Here is an 18733-nt window from a genome sequence, read left to right as displayed (position 1 = left end):
ATCAGCATCAGAACTCGGCAGCATCGCATACTGAGTAATTGGCTTAGCCGTATATGACAGCACTTCCGACGACGAATCGTACCAAGCTCCGGACGCCGAGCTGCGCCATTCTCCGTTCTTTTCCAATGAAACTGAGTAAACGACTTGCTCACCACGAGGAACATTCACGTCCCCGGTCATGATTCGAACGGCTTCCAGCCTCGGACGAACTCCGTCACTCGTGTCAATCGGCACTTCCACGAATGCGTTCTCTGGATCCGTGATCACGAACGAATCAGAACCATCTTTTTTCAACCCGGAGCCGATGATCTGATTACCTACATTGACTTCGTCATGCGAAGCGGTTCGCCAATGAGCAAGATTGAAAACAAAAGTTTCAGCAATCATGATGAGGATGATAAGAGCGAACCATCGAAGCATATTACTTCTATTCACATTTTTCATCTAGCAAAAATCCTTCTCATCATGATTCATCTTTCAACCGAGCCAACGTTACCAGTTCACGGAGACGTCATATTCGCTATGAATAGTTTTTGCCATAGATACATAGCACAAAAATAGCGAAACAATAAAATTGTGTTCTGCAGAAATCAAAATAGACTTCTGCAGAACACAGTTTTGCTACTTATTTCAGATTCTGCCAGCGCAGACGGTTGTCCTTAGCGATCTTGCAAACAAGGACATTGCGGTCTTTGCCATCACTGATACCCAGGGCACCTTCCGGTGAGCAGAATGCGCCTCGATGTACGATCGGGCCGGTAACACCACCAGTATCAGAGCCTGAGCCCCCATTCGAAGAGCCGCCTCCGGAGGAGCCACCACCCCAACTGCTGGTGTAAGCCCCGACGGAACTTCCCCAGTGAACCTGGCCGCCTTGGAAGTTCTGGTAGACCTCGCCAGCCTTCGCAGAATCGTTGATCTCGTCCGAAGTCGGGTAGCCGAGCCAGCCATTCTCCCAGCCGGTGGACGCCCAGTGATCCTGAATCGCACCAAACGTCGCATGCGCACCAGTACCACCGGACCAATGAATCTGGCCATGTTCGAACACCTGCGAAGCGCCACCGTCCTTCAGACCGGTGTTCTCCTCGGAGATCGGGAAGCCGAGCTTGCCCTGCTCCCAGCCGAAGTCGGAGTACTTGTCACGGATCGCGCCCTTGACGCCATGCGTGCCACCACCGTTCTGCCAGAACACGGTACCGCCCTGGAAGCTCTGCGACGCACCACCACGAACCGACAGCTCGTCGCCGGTCGGATAGCCAAGCCAGCCGTTCTCCCAGCCACGATCGGACCAGTAGCCCTGAATCGCACCAAACGTCGCATGCGCACCCGTCGAACCGGACCAGTGAACCTGACCGTTCTGGAAGCTCTGCGAGGCACCGCCGTTCAGCGAGCGCTCATCGGACGTCGGGAAGCCAAGCTTGCCCTGCTCGTACCGCTGGGCGGCGTAAGCGTTCAAAATCGCGCCCTTCAGAGCATGCGTACCCGTCGAACCAGACCAGAACAGGGTGCCGCCCTGGAACGTCTGCGACGCACCACCCTTCACGGCAAGCTCATCGCCGGTCGGGTAGCCGAGCCAGCCGTTCTCCCAGCCGGCACCGGACCAGTAGCCCTGAATCGCGCCGAACGTGGCGTGGGCACCGGTACCGCCGGACCAGTGGATCTGACCGTTCTCGAACGACTGCGAGGCACCGCCGTTCAGCGAGCGCTCATCGGACGTCGGGAAGCCAAGCCTGCCCTGCTCCCACTTCTGTGCACCGTACGCACTCAGAATCGCGCCCTTCACCGCATGGGTTTCTCCCGTGCGGCTGCTCCAGAACACGGTTCCGTTCTGGAATGTCTGCGAGGCGCCGCCCTTCACGGAGATCTCCGCGCCGGTCGGGTCGCCGAGCCAGCGGTTCGACTGCCAGTATCCGGCGATGGCGCCGCGCGGGGCGTTCGGGTTGGCGTCGGCGATCGGATTGATCCTCACGTAATCCACCTGGTTCACGATCGGATCGAACCGCTTGCTGTCGTCGGGGCCGGCCTTCCAGTCGGACTTGCCGAACACGTTGTTGTTGACGATGATCTGCCACGGGTAGTCGTTGAGCACGCGGCGGAACTTCTCCTCGCTCATGTTCAGCGTGGCAGCCGTGGTCTTGGTCTCGCCGTTCGTGCCGTTCAGCGGCACGGCCTTGCCGTCGAAGAAGTATTCGATGGCTTTGCCGTCCCACACCATCTTGTAGGTGTGCCACTCGCCTACGAGCTTGGCGCCCATCACGTGGGTGTCGCGTGACGTCCAGTCCTCACCGTTCGGTCCGGCAACGCAGGAGACGTGCGACGTGTTGGTGGTGGCGGCCTGATCGCTGTACACCTCCATGGTGTCGAGCTCGGCGATGTCGGAGCTGGCCACGTCCTTGCCGCAGTACTTCTGGTTGTTGCGGATCCATGCGGAGAAGTGCATGCCCTTAAACGTGTTGCCGTTGTTCGGGTCGGCCATCTTGGCGCGGACTTCCATCACGAACGGCGCCTTGTAGTCGAATCCGGATTCGATGCGGCCGGACGTGTACACGGTGCGCTTGCCGTTGCCGCACGGTTCGGCCTGGGCGTTCGCCGCGGACGGGGTCTCACCGTCGGCGAGGCAGTGGCGTTCCGTGATGATGTTGAGCACGCCGTCCTTCACCTGCACACCGTCGGTGCGGTAGACCACGTTGGTGTTCTTGTTCGTGGGAACGTTCTGGTTGAGGATCTTCCAGTTCTTGTTCACCAGCGGGGACGCGTCGTTGAACTCGTCGCCGTTCGCGATGCTGGAGTCCGGGCGCGCGGCCAGCGTGTGCTTCCACTCGGTGGTACCGGTGAGCACGGTGGAGGATCCGGCGGACTTCGCGGTCACCGTGATCTCCTTGCCGGCCACGATGCCGTCGGCCGTGGTGTACGTGCCGGGCTTGGAGAACTCGTACCCCTCCTTGGTGATCGTCTTGCCGTCGATCACGATGTAGTAGCGCACGCCCTGATCGGACGGAATGTACACGGTACCCGCATTGTCGTCGAACTTCGGGCCTTTCGGCGTGACGACCGACGGGAAGGTGTGAGACCACGTATTCAGCGTCGTGCCGTCCTCCGACTTGGCGGTGACGGTCATCTTTACGCCGGCCTTGCCGTTGTGTACGCCGGCCGTGGCAGGCTCGGTCGCATTGTCGATGTAGTAGGAGACGCCTTGCGTTTCGGGGATGGTGACCGTCGCTTTCTCGTCGTCGAATGAGGGAGCGGCCGCGACGATCGCGAACGTGTGCTTCCATTCAGTGGTGCCGGTGAGGATCGTGGTGGATCCGGCGGACTTGGCGGTGACGACGATCTCCTTGCCGGATTCGATGCCGTCGGCGGTGGTGTACGTGCCGGGCTTCGAATACGGCAGGCCTTCCTTGACGATCAGCTTGTCGCCGATGTTGATGTAGTAGCGCACACCCTGATCGGACGGAATGTACACGGTGCCGGCATTGTCGTCGAACTTCGGGCCTTTCGGCGTGACGACCGTCGGGAACGTGTGCTCCTGATTGAGCACTTCGATGTTCGGCGCGTCGGTCACATCGGCGGACGTAACGGCGGTGACCGTCGTCTTGGCACTGGACTGGGCCGCCACCTCGCCCGGATTGGTCTTGGCACCGCCAACATAGAAGTCGACGCCGGTGATGTCGGGCACGGTGATCGTTGTGGATTCGTCGTTGAACGTCAGTTGCTTGCTGGCGTCGGGCAGCAGATGCGCCCACTGCGTGGTGCCGTCCAGCACTGTGGCGCTGCCGGCGGAGACGGCGGTCACCACGACGAGCTTGTCGGCGGCCAGTCCCTGATCCGCCGTGTATGTGCCGGGCTTGGCGTAGTCGAATCCACTGTCGGGCCATGTGACCTCGGTCCGGTTCAGTGCGGGGGATCCTTCGGAACCGTCCGCGTTCGGATTCTTCTCGTACTGGTAGATGTGGTATCGCACGCCCTGATCGGCCGGAATGTATACCGCGCCGATGTCGTCACGGAACGTCGGACCCTTGGGGGTTGTGGTCGTTGCGTTCGCCGCGAGCGCCATCGGCGGGGCGATCGTCACGCCGAGCACCATGGCACATGTGGCCAGAATCGCGAAAATCAGCCGCTGACAGTATTCGACGGCCGTTTTTGCACGCACCTTTACATGCATACTCTTTCCTCACTTTCCTCATCGAAAGTAGTTTCTTCCTCGTAAGGGCTCATCTTACTCGGAAGCGTTCCCCCGAATACCCCCTGTGGCATCTTCGTGGTGTCGCGGCTCGCCATACGGGGGCAGACGAGGGCATCGCTTTTGAGGACATCGATATGATGGCTACATGATGTCTGTTAGATGTTCATTTAATATATACTTGACGTAAGGGGACGCTATGGATTTCGAATACGATCCAGCGAAAAGCATGAGAAACCTTGCCAAGCATGGCATCGATTTCGAAGACGCACAGCGTCTCTGGAGCGATTCAATCACCGTGACACTGGTGGCGCCCAACTCCGGCAACGATGATAAAAGGTACATCGTCCTCGGCATGATCGAAGACAAACACTGGACGGCGATCACGACAAAACGCAATGGTCGGATCCGCATCATTTCCGTACGCAGATCGCGTAAGAACGAGGAGGCTTTTTATGAGCAGCACAAGTAAGAGCGAACCCGATACGAGCACGATCACCGGCGAGCAGTTCGATCGCATATTCGACGAGGGCGGGGACGTGCTTCAGTATGCCGATCTCGAACACCCTATTGTTGAGCATCATCCCCCGATGGAAAAGCGCGTCACGCTAACTATGCCCGCATGGATGGTAGACGGACTCGACGCAGAGGCCCGGGAATTGGCCATCAGCCGTAATGCCGTAGTCAATACGTGGATTGCTGAGCGGCTTCGCAGTGAATGGCGGAGGACCGCTAAAGAGGCCTAGCTCGGAGCCGAAGACGCTGTTAAATACAAGAAGGCGGAGGCTCCCCTCAGTCCGGCATGGCCGGACGCTCCCCTCAAAGAAGGGAGCCAGAGGAAGGAGCCTCCGCCGTTACTGATGAGCTAGCGTAGCGAGCGCGTCAGCGTGTGGTGTAGATGCTGCCGTTGCTGCTACGCCAGTGAATCTGACCACCCTGGAAGTTCTGGTAGACCTCGCCCTTCTTCACGGGATCGTTGATCTCGTCCGAAGTCGGGTAGCCGAGCCAGCCGTTCTCCCAGCCGGTGGACTCCCAGTAGCCCTGAATCGCGCCGAGCGTGGCATGGGCCCCGGTCGAAGGCGACCAGTGGATCTGACCGTTCTCGAACACCTGCGAGGCACCGCCGTTCTTCAGACCGGTGTTCTCGTCCGAGATCGGGAAGCCAAGCTTGCCCTGCTCCCAGCCGATGTTGCCGTACTCGGACAGGATGCCGCCGCGCACGCCGTGCGTCTGGCCGGACGCACGCTTCCAGAACACGGTTCCGTTCTGGAAGGTCTGCGAGACGCCACCCTTCACGGCAAGCTCATCGCCGGTCGGATAGCCAAGCCAACCGTTCTCCCAGCCGGTGCCGGACCAGTAGCCCTGCACCGCACCGAACGTGGCATGGGCACCCGTCGCGGGAGACCAGTGGATTTGACCGTTCTGGAAGCTCTGCGAGGCACCGCCGTTCAGCGAGCGCTCATCGGACGTCGGGAAACCGAGTTTGCCCTGCTCCCACTTGAGGTCGCCGTACTTGCCGAGAATGGCTCCCTTCACGCCATACGCACCAGTCTTGGACGACCAGAACACGGTTCCGTTCTGGAACGTCTGAGAGACGCCGCCCTTCACCGACAGCTCATCGCCGGTCGGGTATCCGAGCCAGCCGTTCTCCCAACCACGGTCCGACCAATAGCCCTGGATCGCGCCCCACGTGGCGTGAGCGCCGGTCGAGCTGGTCCAGTGGATCTGACCGTTCTGGAACACCTGCGAGGCACCGCCGCGCAGCGAATTCTCGTCGGACGTCGGGAAGCCGAGCCTGCCCTGCTCCCACTTCAGCGAGGCGTATTCGCCCAGAATGCCGCCGCGGACGCCATGCGCTCCGGTCTTGGACGACCAGAACACGGTTCCGTTCTGGAATGTCTGCGAGGCACCGCCCTTCACGGAGAGTTCAGCACCGGTCGGCTTGCCGAGCCAGCCGGATGCGCCGCCGTTCGCGCGCCAGTAGTCACCGATCGCGCCGTGCGGAGTGTTCGGATCCGGCTTCTCCGGATCGGGCTGCGAGGCCTCCACCGTCACCTTCACGGTCACGTCAAGACCTGCCGCCTTACCCTTGACCTCGAACGAACCAGGCTTCGCATACGACTCGGCGGGAACCGCATCCCACGACACGTTTTCGTCAGTCACCGAACCGTCCGACCACGTCACCTTCGCGGCCGCCGGCAGAGTCGGCGCCACACCCTCACGGGTCGTCACGCCAGCCGGAGCGGCAACCGAAACCGCGGTCTTTTCAGGCGTAGGAGCAGCCTCCACGGTCACGCTCACCGTCACATCCAAACCGGCAGCCTTACCAGCGACCGTGAACGTGCCGGCCTGCGCATATGACTCCGCAGGAACCGCATCCCACGTCACGGGCTCATCGGTCACCGAATTATCAGACCACGTTACCTTCGCAGCAGCCGGCAGCGTCGGAGCCGTACCGGCCTGCGTGGTCACACCAGCCGGAGCGGCAACGGAAACGGCGGTCTTCTGCGGCTCGGGAGGCGTGGTGCTGTTGTCAGATGACGGATCCCACTTGCCGGCGCCCGTGCCGATGCCCATCTTGGTGAGCAGATCGGAGCGCGTGGACGTCAGCTGACTGGCGGCCAGCGTCACGCCCTTGCCCACCAGGAATTCCTTGCGCTGGGTGTTGTCGGTCACCGTGTAGTCGTAGGTCGGTGCGGCCGTGCCGTTCTCGTCGGTCGAGTTGTATTCGACGAATCGTACGGCGGGATGGTAGCTCACGTCCACGTTCTTGCCGTTGAGCTTGCGAGACCAGGTGCTCCAGCGCGTATCGACCTTCTGGTCGCCGCTGGTCACCGTGGCCTTTACGCCCGACACCTTGGACTCCAGCAGCGTGGTGGCACTCGACGCTCCCGCCGGGTACTTGCCGGCCTCCTGCTGCGTGAAGTCGTAGCCGGTGATGGTGCCGTTGGCGTCGGTCACCTGCTTGACCTCGGTCTGCCACGGGCGGCCCAGCGTCGCCTTCGTGTTGCCCGCGTCAACGGTGAACACGCACTTGTCGAACACCAGACCAACGTGGTCCTTGTTCGTGTTCGGCGCGGTGAAGTAGCCGTTGTCCTTGCCTGCGAAGTGAGCCATGTGCAGCGTGGTGTCGTGGATGTACGCGTCGGCCGAGCCGAACACGAAGTCCACGGTGCCCTCGATGTAGCTGTTCTCCACGTTCACGCGGCCGTTGCCGTTGAACCACACCGTGTCCTGACGGCCGATCATGCGGCAGTTCACCAGATTCACCTTGTCGGCGGACGAGTAGAACGCCACGGCCGGAGTCTGCGAGCCCTCCTCGGGGTGCGTGGTGATGTTGAAGTCGTTCTGGAACGTGATGCCGTACGCGCTGAAGCCGTCGGCCTTCACCAGCACCGTGCCAGACGTGTTCGTGCCGGCCGCGTGCGCCTTGTCGTACTTTGCGTCTTTATCGGGCGTCACGTCGCCCATCGCCGCGTAGTACGCCTCGTGGATGGTCACGGCCTGCTTGGCGGTCTCGTCGGCGTTGCGGAACACCACGCCGGGCTTGGTCACCGTCACCTGCTCCTGATAGGCACCGGGCGCGATCTTCAGCGTGAGGCGGTCGGTGAGCGAGGAGTCGTTCGCGTTGAGCGCGTCCTGAATGGTCTGGTACTGGTAGTTCGCTCCCTTGCCGACAGTGACCGTGCGGGTCGTGGCGGCCGGCGTATCGGAACCGTAGTCCACGCTGATCGTGGTCAGGTAGAAGCTGCCCGTGCCGGTGAAGCTCAGCGGCACGTAGCGGGCGCTGCCGTCTGCGGATGCGGGGACGGCGGCCGCCTTGCCCACGGCGATGTCGGAGCCGTCGAGCTGGAGGCCGAGATTGGCGTTGTTGTTGCCCTGCACGGTAACGCTCACGCCCTGTGCGTCGGCGGCGATCGGCAGATACAGCGTGGTGCCGCCGTTCACCTGGGTGTCGGACGCGCGCAGGTACACCTTGCCGGAGGTGGCGTCGATCTTGATGTCGTCGAAGCTGCCCTTGGCGTCCTGCACGGTCGGGTTCGCGGCGTCCACCGCATTGCCGTTGGCGTCCTTGAGCAGGCTGGCGTTCGACGCGTTGAACGTGTAGGTCTTGTCCTTCGCCTGTACGTCCGGGGTGCCGTAGCCGCTGTCGGACGCGTAGTCGACCACGATCGCGGTGGCGTAGTTGGCCGCGGTGAACTCGACCTTCACGTACTTGGGGAAGTCGGCCTTGTTGGTGTCAGCGACGGTCACGGCCTCGTTCGTGGTGTGGTCGGCGCCGTCCACGGTAATGGCGGTGTTGCCCTGCGAGGCGGCGATCTTCACGCTCACGCCCTTGGCGTCATACGCGACGGGGATGTAGAACACGGTGCCGGCGTTAATCTGCGCGTCCTTGTTGGCGGAGCGGACGGCGAACTTGGCGCCGGCCGCAGTCGCGTCAACCTTGACGGCGTTGAACGAGCCCTGTGCCTGCTCGATCTTCGCGGTACCCGTGGCATCCGCGGCGATCGGGTTGCCGGAGGCGTCCTTAAGCCCGTCCGTGGATGCGAAGTCGATCGTGGTGTCCTTGGCTTCGGTCGCGTCGGGGGTGCCGGGGAATTCGGCGGCCGTCGTATCGTCGGCGGCCGCTGCTGCTTCGTCGGCGGCGTTCTGAGAAGCCGACTGCGATGTCTGATTTGTTGAAGTGGCGGTATCGGATTGCTCCGACGTGGTCGTGGCCGCATTGGCCGGCACTGCGACGGCAAGCGCCATCGCTCCGGCCGCGATCACGCCCAACGCCGTTTTCCATACGGTGTTCTCGTGCGTCATCATGATGCCTTGATCTCTCGAACCAACGAGGCGGCAAAACACAAACAACAGCCTTGTCGTCTCACCTGTTGCAACGGCCGAGGCCGTCTGCGCCCATCATACGACGCGCCTGCCCCCTATGCAGCCCCTCCGACGCAGCTGTGGAACGCTTTGGCAAAGCACATGGCCTCCGTGCGGAGCAAACCCCCGATTTGGAGGTTCTTGAGCGATCCTGCAAACACCTATCTCTGAGTTCTGTGCGTTGGCAAAAATAGAGAAGCATCAAAAGAGACGAAAATAGGATAAATACGGGCAGTTTCTCATCGAAAACTATTCGTCTAAGCGCGCGGCTATTTTCGGGAACGCACAGAACTTGGAGATAGGCCCTCGACCACCCCGAAAATCCGCACAGAACTCGAAGATAGGCATGAAAACGAGGACTTCATGGTTTGCGATGATCTCGCAAGAGCTTGGAATTCATAGCCCGGAGCCGGACCACCACGGCGGCTATAGTGTTGCCTATGCCTGAAAAGATTGAGAATCCTACGATTGCGGTGCTGCTGCCCTGCTACAACGAGGAAGTGACCATCGGCAAGGTGGTTCGTGATTTCCGCGCGGCACTGCCCACGGCCGACATCTACGTATACGACAACAACTCTTCCGACAAGACCGCCGAGATCGCCGCCGCCGAAGGCGCGATCGTCCGCAGGGAACCCCGCCAGGGCAAGGGCAACGTAATCCGCGCCATGTTCGAAGAGATCGACGCGGACGTCTATGTGATGTCCGACGGCGACGACACCTACCCGGCCGACGCCGCCCCCGCCATGGTGGAGAAGGTGCTCGAGGGCTACGACATGGTCATCGGCGACCGTCTGTCCTCCACCTACTTCCAGGAGAACAAGCGTCCGTTCCACAACTTCGGCAACAAGCTCGTGCGCGGCTCCATCAACCACCTGTTCGGCTCCAACGTGCGCGACATCATGACCGGCTACCGCGCGTTCAGCTTCACCTACGTGAAGACCTACCCCGTGCTCTCCCGCGGCTTCGAGGTGGAGACCGAGATGACCATCCACACGCTCGACAAGAACGTGCGCTGGTACGAGATGCCCATCCAGTACCGCGACCGCCCGGAAGGCTCCGTCTCCAAGCTCAACACCGTGGGCGACGGCATCAAGGTGATGAGCACCATCTTCCGTCTGATCCGCGAGTACAAGCCGCTGCCGTTCTTCACCATCCTCGGTGGCATCATCGGCATCATCGGACTCGGATTCGGCATCTCCGTGTGCATCGACTTCTGGAACTCCGGCGTGGTGCTGCGCTTCCCCACCCTGATCGGCTCCGTGCTGCTCGTCATGGTCGGTCTGCTGCTGATCATCGCCGGCATCATTCTGGACGTGATGGCCAAGAAGGACCGCAAGCAGTATCTCGTGGACAAGAACATGTTCGCATACATGCACAGGCACTAGCAGCACTGATCCGGTCATTCTTCGACCCTGTGTTTGGGCGGCGATACGCGATGTGATGACGTCGTTTTCTCGGCGGTTCCTCGGACCCGCATCGTCGCCCAAGCCGCAATGATCGCCACGATCGTAATACAGGTAACCGCCTCAGACATTCTCCACAACACCGGTTCAACAAACCGAATGGTCACGTGGCCCGAATACGCCTCATCGATGAGCAACACCATGCGCCCATCATCATTAGCCGTCAACGTCAGGCCCGAATTCGTAGTGGATTCCGCCGAATCAATAACGTAATGCGGATACATCAGCAACGGCAGTTCGACCTTCGCTCCACTTGATGACTGTTCGATATTGAAATCGATGGTCGTTCCATGTTTCTCATAATCGGAGATCGTCGCACCACGGGTTTTCGCCAGTCGGGAGTCCCCGGCAAGCAACTTACCCGTATCCGTAGCGGCAGGCAGATACTCACCATTCATCACGCCGAAGTTTGAAGCCGGATCCTTCTCCCTAATGGAAAATTGCCCACTTGACTCCGCATTCTCCATCCAGGTGGTCGCTGCAACGCCGGCTTCGCACACGGACAATATCAGAAGAACACTGATCACCGGAACGGCGAAACGACTCAATGTGCCGTCAGACTGAATCAGAAACATGCCAGCACATGCCACGAATACCAGCAGCACACTGGCCACACCGAGAAAGCGCCATGGGAACTGGATAGTAGCCAGAGTGGATACGGCTTTGTTCCACCACGCGAAACGTGTCACATTCCAGTGAAACAACATAGTGGACATGAACATGACCACCAATGCAACAACACCAACCGTTCCACCGATCGTAACCATTTGTTTCAGACCCGATCGAGAAACGTCAGCCAGCAAAGCAGCCACGATGAACACCGCAAATCCCGCCAGTAAAGACCACCCAAGAGCAAACGGCATCTCCTGCACACTATTTGGGTCACCCGAGCTCATGCCATTCATCGGAACAAATAGCATGAACATCTGTGCCGGCTGAATAGCATTCGCAGCGGCGGACGTCATCTTGCCGACGGCGTCCAAAGCGCTAACCTTCATATCGACATTGCGATAATAATCAATGAAAGGAACCAGAAACCAAAGACTCAGACCAATGATCGATGCACATGACAACAGCAGATTCTTCCACACCGCCAGATCATGATGCCGGATCAGACCGACGACAAGCAGCAACGAAGCAGGAATCGCGACGAGGAATACACTGACTGCATGCGAAAGAACAATGCCCGAGCAACCGATAGCAACCCAAAGCCATGAGAAACGCTCACCGCTTCTGAAGAAGATTGCATACATGCCGTAAAGAAGAACGGGAACAAAGAACAATGCCGTGTATTCACCGACCGATGCACGAAGATAAACATCTTCCAAACGATAGGGGGCCAACGTCCACAGAGCCCCGGCCAATATACCGATGATGCGAGAACCAAAGATACGCCGGGCAAGGATGTAAGCCGTGATTACCGTCAATGCATTGATCGTGAGCACAAATAATTTGTATGAGGTGTTGATCGAAAATCCCAGCAAATGCAGCAATGCCGCGGGATATAGGAAAATATCACCATACAGGATCGATACCGGATATCCATAACCTTCCAACTGAGAGGTCTGCATCCGAACCGGGAATTGACCAGTGCGAAGACCATCCGCTATGCCCTGAATACGATACAGGTGAAAGAACAGATCATGCCCCGGGGTGAACGGCAGATACGTCATGAACATCGGAATACTTGCAATCACGAAAATCACGAGGAGCATGGCGCCAACCGCCATGCCTTTTCTCCGTTCAACACTCACCATGTTCTCCCAGATCAATCATTCCAGCCACTAATATTCATGTTCACCGCGCCAGACGCTGTTCCTGCACCAAATAATTCGGGCGCCTCTTGGTCTGCATAAAAATGCGGCCAAGATATTCGCCAATGATGCCGAGACTAAGCAGCTGGACACCACCAAGGATGAGAACTACGACCATGGTCGATGCGTAGCCAGGAACATCGATCCCCCATACGAATGTCTTGACCAGAATCACAATCGCATAGATGACCGCCGCCAGAGAAACAACGCTGCCCACCCAGGTTGCGATCTTCAGCGGCGCAGTGGTGAAACTGGTAATGCCGTCCATAGCCAGATGGAACAGCTTCAGATAGTTCCACTTGGTCTTGCCGGCCACGCGCTTGTCGCGATCGTACAGGAACTCGATCTTCTTGAAACCAATCCAGCTGAACAACGCCTTGGAGTTGCGCTCCGACTCGTCCAGACGCTTCAGCGCATCAATGCACTTGCGATCCAACAGACGGAAGTCACCAGTGTCTTTCTGGATAGCCACTCCCGATACCTTCTGCAGCAGATCGTAGTACCAGCGGCTCGTAGCCTTCTTCAGCCAGCTCTCCCCCTCACGCGAGCGCCGACGCGCATACACGTCGTCATACCCCTGCATCCACAGTTCTGCCATCTGAGGAATCAGTTCCGGCGGATCCTGCAGATCAGCGTCGATGATCACCAGACCATCCGTATGCACGTTCTCGATGCCCGCGTACATGGCCTTTTCCTTGCCGAAGTTGCGGGACAGGAAGATGTACTCCACGTACGAGTGCTTGCTTGCATATTCCTTGATCAAAGGACGGGTATCGTCCTTGGAACCGTCGTCAACGAACAGCAACGTATAGTCCAGAGTCTCGGACTGCGAGACCAGCGCATCCATGCGGTCGAACAGGATCGGCAATGACTCCTGCTCGTTGTAGCACGGAATAAGAACCGTCAAGGTTCTCGATTCCGCAGAACCCGCCTGATTGCTCATGCCTGAATTTGCCTCGCGCTTTCTCCCCTCATCCATTCCGAAGGGTCATCAAAAACCGTATCGGGGGGGGGACAGCGAAAAATAAGAAACATTCAATGCGATCTTACGAAGGGGAAGAAACGCAACTTTGCGTTTCTCGATATCTTATATCTAATCTTATCTTATTAAATCTTATCTTATCTTATCGTTAATAAGATTGACAGATCGTCGTGATTGCCGGGAGGCGACGCCTCCTCGGAAATACACAAAAGACAGTCGGAGACCATCCTTGCTTGTCCACGTCACCCACCTTCCCCTCGAGGGGAAGGTGTCAGCCGAAGGCTGACGGATGAGGTGACGCCAACACAGTCGGCCAACAATGCAGAATGCCGCAACTGCCAGAAAGCAGTTGCGGCATTCCCTTTTCCGGCTTACGCCGGTCTCACCTCATCAGTCACGCTACGCGCGACAGCTTCCCCTCAAGGGGAAGCCGCCGTGCGAGCGATATGCGCGGGCGCGAGATCACTTCTTGTTGAAGGTCCAGTGCTGGGCGGCGGAGTTGTTGGAGGTCCACATCTGGATGTTGGTTCCATTCGTGGTGCCACCGGCCGCGGCGTCGATCACGAAGTTCTCGCGCAGGGCGGAGTGCAGGGTGATCGCACCGTTCTTGTCCTTCACCAGCACCCACTTCTGGGCACGGGATCCGTTGGACGACCACTGCTGCACATTTGCGCCATCGTCGGTAGACGCGCCGGAGATGTCGAGCACCTTGCCGGACTTGGCGTTGGTGAGCGTCACGTAGCCGTTCTTGTCATGCGACACCTTCCAAGCCTGGGCGTTGGTGCCGTTGGACGTATACAGCTGCACGTTCGCGCCATCGTCCGAGGAGCCGCCGACCACGTCGAAGCGCATGTTCTTCGCTGCCGTGGAGGCGATCTCGTACGTGCCATCCGCCACATCACCCTGGTGGTCGGCGGCCAGCTTGTCGAGACGCTGACGGCTCGTGGTGGTCTTTTTCAGGCGCCAACGCTGGGCGGCGGAGTCGTTCGAGGAGTACAGCTGCACGTTCGCGCCGTCGGCGGTGGAGCCACCGACCACGTCGAGCACCAGGTTCTCCGCGGCGGCGGACTGGATCTTGAAGCCGTTCGCGGTGGAGACCGCGATCCACTTCTGTGCCCAGGTGCCGTTGCCGGAGTACTGCTGCACGTTCGCGCCCGGATCGGTGGAACCACCGGCCACATCGAGCACCTTGCCGGAGCCGGCGTTGGTGATGGTCAGGTAGCCGTCGGCGTCATGCTTGATGGTCCAAGCCTGAGCGTCGGTGCCGTTGCCGGAGTAGATCTGCACGTTCGCGCCATCGTCGTGGGAACCGCCGACCACGTCGAGCACTTCCGCGTTCTTCTTGCCCGCGGCGAACTTGTACGTGCCGTCGGCGATGTCGTTGCGATGCTCGTCAGCCAACTTGTCGAGACGATCGCGGGCGGTTTCGGCGCCGCTGATCTTCCACTGCTGGGCCACGGATCCGTTGGCGGTGTAGACCTGAACCGGAGTGCCGTCGGCGTTGTTCGCGCCCTGAAGGTCGAGCACCAGGTTCTGGGTTCCGGCCGCGGCGATGGTGAGCGCGGAGTCGGTGCCGGTGAGCGTCCACTGGGTCGCGTCCTTGCCCTCGTTCTTCTGCTGGGTCACGGCCTCGCCGGCGGTCGTTCCATGGGTGAGGAACAGGCCGGAGTTCACGTTCTTGATGGTGTAGTTGCCATTGTCAAGATGCCTGAACTTGTAGCGCTGGGCCATGGTGCCGTTGGCAGTGTAGAGCTGCACACGGGCACCGGCGGTCTTGGAGGCGCCGGGCATGTCGAGCACGCGCGAACCATCCTCCATGGCAGTGGCGATCACGTACGTGCCGTTCTTCAACGTCACGTTCACGGTCACCGACACATCCAGACCCTTCGCCTTGCCGGTTGCGGTGAACGAACCGATGGTGAAGAACTTCTGCGAATCCACGGCACTCCAGTCCACGGCCTCCTCGGTCGTGGAACCATCGGCCCACTTCACCTTCGCGGTCTTGGGCAGCTGCGCCACCGTACCCACGTTCGTGGTCACATCCGCAAGCTTCTCCACACTCACCGGAGCATTCTCCACCGTCACCTTCACGGTCACGTCAAGACCGGCGGCCTTGCCCTTGACCTCAAACGAACCGGGCTTCGCGTAGGACTCGGCAGGAACCGCATCCCAAGTCACGGCCTCGTCGGTCTCGCTGCCGTCGGCCCACACGCCCTTGACGGTAGCGGGCAGCTTCGGAGCCACGCCCATCGCGGTGGTCACGGGGTCGGGGTTCTTCACCGAGACGATCTTGGACGGGTCCTGTCCGGCGGCCATGGGCACGACGGTGCGCTGGAACGGGGTGCTGATCTTGTTGGCGCCGAGGCGCTTCACCGGGGTCATCACGTAGTTGGCCTTGGTGGTGTCCACGTCGGCGGTCTTGCTGTGCAGCGGGTTCCAGTCGTCGGCGAGCAGCATGACTGCGGGCTTGTTGTTGGCGTCCTGATACTGCAGCACGTAGGTCGGCTGTCCGATGTACGTGCGGGTATTGGAGTCGGTGTTGCCCCAGTTCTTGCGGGCCTCGTCGCGGCTCTGCAGCTCGGTGAGACCGGTCCAGCCGTTCGGATCCTCGATGTTCGACGTGCTCGCGTACTCGGTCTGCGTCGGATCCCAGTAATCCTGGGCGGACGTGATCATGTACGTGCGACCGTTCTCCTTGAACAAGCTCGGGGCCTCACGGTAGCTCACGTTCGGGAACTGGTAGGAGCCGTCCGGGTCCACGCCCGTGTACGTGTCGTTGAGGCGGAACAGACGCACCTTCTCGGTGGACGAGACGATGTACGCCTTGCCGGTGTCGGGGTCGGCCCATGCGGACAGATCGCGCGAGGCGACCGGCGTGAGCTTGCCGTCCACGTTCACCTTCGGCTGGGCGTGCACCTGGCCGTCCTGCCACTTGAGCGGCTGGTACTTGCCGTCAACGGTGTCGGACTGGAACGCCACGAGCTGCGAGGAGCCGTAACCCACGGTGCCTTCCCAGTGCGCCCAGATCAGGTACTTGCCGGTCTTGGCGTTCTTGAGGATGTGCGGGCGTTCGATCTTGCAGCCGAGCTTAGAGTTCTGCAGGTACTGCGGGTGCTTCTTAACCAGCGCCTTGTACTCGTCACGACCTTTTTCCTGAGTTCCTTCGTTGTAGTTGAGCACCTTCGACGTGAGTCCGTCGACGTTGCCGTCGCAGTATTCCGCGGCGTTCGCGTCGTCGATGCTGGTCACGGCGTTGTCGAACTGCCAGTTGACGAGGTCCTTGGACTTGTACATGTTGATCGTCGTGTACAGCCACTGGTTCGCAAACACACCGCCGGCGCCGTTGTAGTCGGTCGGCACGTTGTCGGGCGCGCCCTGGCCGACCCAGTAGAAGGTGTCACCGTCCTTGAGCACGGAACCGCCGTGGGCCTGAATCACCTGACCGTCGGTGGTCTGCCACGCGGTGAGGTTGGTCAGGTAGGTGCCCTCCTGCGGGGCAGCGGGCGTCTCGTACACCTGCGGCTCGGCCTTGGCGGTGAGCTGCACGTGTTGTTCTCGAAGTTGATGGTGACGTCCTTGGTCTGCTCATCGTTGTCGAGAGTCGGCTTGTCGGCCGTCCAGTAGACGAGCTTCTGCTTGCCGGCCTTGTTCTTGTAGACCGCGCGGTACACGTCGTCGGCGTTTTGGAAGGTGCCGTCCACGTAGCTGTAGCCCTTGAGCGCCAGCGTCACGTTCTTGATGATGTCGTACGACTCGGTGGTCTTCACGGCACCGGGGTTGCTCGCATCGTTGTCATCGTTGATGCTGAACGAATCGTAGCCGACCATGCGGTACGGCGAGGCGAGGTTCAGGCCCTTGATGTCCTTGACGAGCAGCTGGCGAATCAGCCAGATGCCCTGCAGGCGGGAGTCCTTCGGAATCTTGTCGAAGCCGCAGGACCAGCTGGTCTCGGTGCCGCCGGCGGAGCAGCCGAATTCGGAGTCCATGAAGTCGTAGCCGGACACCGGGCTGGATGCGAGCGGGCCTTCCGGGGAGCTGATCCAGTAGCCATGGCCGGACAGTGCGGTGGCGTGCGCGGCCTTCATCTCGTCCTGGTACTGGCTGAGCTTGCCCGGACCGGAGAAGTTGCCCCACACGTAGGCGGCGTTCGGATCATACTGCTGGATGGTGTTGCCGATGAACTGGTCGAGTTCGATCCACTGGATCTTGGCCTCGTCCTTGTTGTTGCCGCCGGGCCAGTGCTCCTCGGACTCCGGCTCGTTGAACGACTCCCAGATGATGCCCTTGTTGGCGAACTTCTGGATGGCGTGGGAGATCGTGTCCTTCACCTGCTGCTTGGTGAACGACGGCACGGTCTTGTACACCTGGTTCGGGTCGGGGTTGCTCACGGCCTTGGGGTCGGGGTTGCCCTGGCTGAAGTAGATGACCGGCTTGAGGCCGGCGTCAAGGATGTGCTGGATGATCTGATCCGGCAGATCGGTGCTCGGCGAGCAGTTGCCCGGCACCGACTGGTCGCAGTTCGGGTCGGCCGCGTTGAGCGGGCTGATCAGGTACGACGTCTTCACGTACGTCATGCCGGATTCCTTGACGAGCTTGATCTGCGCGTCGAGGGACTTCAGATTCGGCTCGGTCGGGCGCGTGCCCGGGCCCTTCCATCCGTACTCGCCGGCAGCCAGATCGCCCTGGCTGTAGGTTTGCGGGGCGTCGGCATCGTTGCCCGACGCGCTTTCGGTCTGGTTCACGTCCGCGGTGGATGCGCGATCCACCTGCAGCGTGCTCTGCTTCGGAGACGCGGTGTCGCCCACGTTCTGCGTACCCCACTGGTACGGCCAGAGGAAGTACGCGACCGTCTGATCGAACGGCGCCGTCTTGGACGGCAGACCGGACTTCGCGATCTCCAGTTCCTCGTTGGACGTGTCGGTGGTGTCGGCAGCGGTCTGTACGGATGCGTCCGCGGTGGTCTGCACCGTTGCTGGCGCCGCCGAGGCCGCCGACGTGGTGACCGCGGCCATCGCCGTGCCCATGGATATGGCACACAGCGCGGCGATCACTTTGAACGGTGCCCTTGCCGCACCGTTCAGGTTCTTCACCTTACTCATACCTCATAATTCCCTTCTTCCGCCCGCACCTCAACGAGCGAATTCACGCGAATTATAAGATCGGTCGGCGTTACGGTTAAAGTGAGCGCTCACATTTGCCGTAATTTGCCCGAAAGTGTGATCACACCACGCAACCAATCGCACACAAAACAGTTGCGTTTGTCGCCGTTGCATAAAGGAATTCGTTCTCCCTCCAAGGGAGGGAGATGTCACGGCAACGCCGTGACAGAGGGAGGGCTCAAACTCCGAAACCCGGCTTCCCCTTGAGGGGAAGCTGTCGGCGACAGCCGACTGATGAGGTGACGCCGACGAAGTCGGCCAACAAC

At 60.2% G+C, this 18733-nt stretch carries 9 protein-coding genes and 1 pseudogene; 3 read left to right on the top strand and 7 right to left on the bottom strand.

What is annotated here, in order from left to right; translation table 11 throughout:
* Both Tam10B_RS13050 and Tam10B_RS10320 read right to left on the bottom strand, forming a co-directional pair.
* Positions 1–444 (bottom strand): annotated as a pseudogene (locus Tam10B_RS13050) (hypothetical protein); the annotation flags it as partial.
* 181 nt (positions 445–625) lie between these two features.
* The gene (locus Tam10B_RS10320; protein WP_093961161.1) at positions 626–4162 is read right to left on the bottom strand and encodes a family 16 glycosylhydrolase; all 3537 of its coding nucleotides are present in this window, start codon (positions 4160–4162) and stop codon (positions 626–628) included.
* Between the two features lie 217 nt (positions 4163–4379).
* Between Tam10B_RS10320 and Tam10B_RS10315 the strand changes: the two genes are divergently transcribed.
* Both Tam10B_RS10315 and brnA read left to right on the top strand, forming a co-directional pair.
* Positions 4380–4652 (top strand): BrnT family toxin, encoded by a 273-nt coding sequence (locus Tam10B_RS10315; RefSeq protein WP_093961160.1) that lies wholly within the window; start codon positions 4380–4382, stop codon positions 4650–4652.
* A gap of 46 nt (positions 4653–4698) precedes the next feature.
* Positions 4699–4926: a type II toxin-antitoxin system BrnA family antitoxin gene (brnA, locus tag Tam10B_RS10310; RefSeq protein ID WP_093961163.1), complete on the top strand. Its 228-nt coding sequence runs from the start codon at positions 4699–4701 to the stop codon at positions 4924–4926.
* A gap of 136 nt (positions 4927–5062) precedes the next feature.
* On the opposite strand, the gene Tam10B_RS10305 is transcribed toward brnA, so the two are convergent.
* Positions 5063–8992 (bottom strand): pectinesterase family protein, encoded by a 3930-nt coding sequence (locus Tam10B_RS10305; protein WP_093961159.1) that lies wholly within the window; start codon positions 8990–8992, stop codon positions 5063–5065.
* A 497-nt stretch (positions 8993–9489) separates the two neighbouring features.
* Here Tam10B_RS10305 and Tam10B_RS10300 point away from each other — a divergent pair, with 497 nt between their 5' ends.
* Positions 9490–10434: a glycosyltransferase family 2 protein gene (locus Tam10B_RS10300; protein WP_198947591.1), complete on the top strand. Its 945-nt coding sequence runs from the start codon at positions 9490–9492 to the stop codon at positions 10432–10434.
* A gap of 14 nt (positions 10435–10448) precedes the next feature.
* On the opposite strand, the gene Tam10B_RS10295 is transcribed toward Tam10B_RS10300, so the two are convergent.
* The 4 genes from Tam10B_RS10295 to Tam10B_RS10280 all read right to left on the bottom strand — a co-directional run bounded on the left by Tam10B_RS10295 (position 10449) and on the right by Tam10B_RS10280 (position 18407).
* Complete coding sequence (locus Tam10B_RS10295; RefSeq protein ID WP_093961158.1) at positions 10449–12242, bottom strand: glycosyltransferase family protein; 1794 nt, start codon at positions 12240–12242, stop codon at positions 10449–10451.
* A 67-nt stretch (positions 12243–12309) separates the two neighbouring features.
* The gene (locus tag Tam10B_RS10290) at positions 12310–13269 is read right to left on the bottom strand and encodes a glycosyltransferase family 2 protein (protein WP_093961157.1); all 960 of its coding nucleotides are present in this window, start codon (positions 13267–13269) and stop codon (positions 12310–12312) included.
* 501 nt (positions 13270–13770) lie between these two features.
* Positions 13771–16854, bottom strand: a complete 3084-nt coding sequence (locus tag Tam10B_RS10285) for an RICIN domain-containing protein (protein WP_093961156.1) — start codon at positions 16852–16854, stop codon at positions 13771–13773.
* Positions 16782–18407 carry a hypothetical protein gene (locus Tam10B_RS10280; protein WP_093961155.1) on the bottom strand — a complete coding sequence of 542 codons (1626 nt, stop codon included), beginning with the start codon at positions 18405–18407 and terminating at the stop codon, positions 16782–16784. The genes Tam10B_RS10285 and Tam10B_RS10280 overlap by 73 nt, the downstream gene beginning before the upstream one ends.
* Positions 18408–18733: the final 326 nt, after the last annotated feature.

The organism is Bifidobacterium vansinderenii (genome assembly GCF_002234915.1).
In the GTDB taxonomy this organism is placed as follows: domain Bacteria; phylum Actinomycetota; class Actinomycetes; order Actinomycetales; family Bifidobacteriaceae; genus Galliscardovia; species Galliscardovia vansinderenii.
The sequence above is the reverse complement of the archived record's forward strand: the minus strand, read 5'-3'. Positions and strand labels throughout refer to the sequence as shown.

What these genes read in the sequence shown, in the direction of transcription:
- Tam10B_RS10320 (WP_093961161.1), bottom strand. Translation starts at nt 4,162, where the DNA reads ATGCATGTAAAGGTGCGTGCAAAAACGGCCGTCGAATACTGTCAGCGG.
- Tam10B_RS10315 (WP_093961160.1), top strand. Translation starts at nt 4,380, where the DNA reads ATGGATTTCGAATACGATCCAGCGAAAAGCATGAGAAACCTTGCCAAG.
- Tam10B_RS10305 (WP_093961159.1), bottom strand. Translation starts at nt 8,992, where the DNA reads ATGATGACGCACGAGAACACCGTATGGAAAACGGCGTTGGGCGTGATC.
- Tam10B_RS10300 (WP_198947591.1), top strand. Translation starts at nt 9,490, where the DNA reads ATGCCTGAAAAGATTGAGAATCCTACGATTGCGGTGCTGCTGCCCTGC.
- Tam10B_RS10295 (WP_093961158.1), bottom strand. Translation starts at nt 12,242, where the DNA reads ATGGCGGTTGGCGCCATGCTCCTCGTGATTTTCGTGATTGCAAGTATT.
- Tam10B_RS10290 (WP_093961157.1), bottom strand. Translation starts at nt 13,269, where the DNA reads ATGAGCAATCAGGCGGGTTCTGCGGAATCGAGAACCTTGACGGTTCTT.
- Tam10B_RS10280 (WP_093961155.1), bottom strand. Translation starts at nt 18,407, where the DNA reads ATGAGTAAGGTGAAGAACCTGAACGGTGCGGCAAGGGCACCGTTCAAA.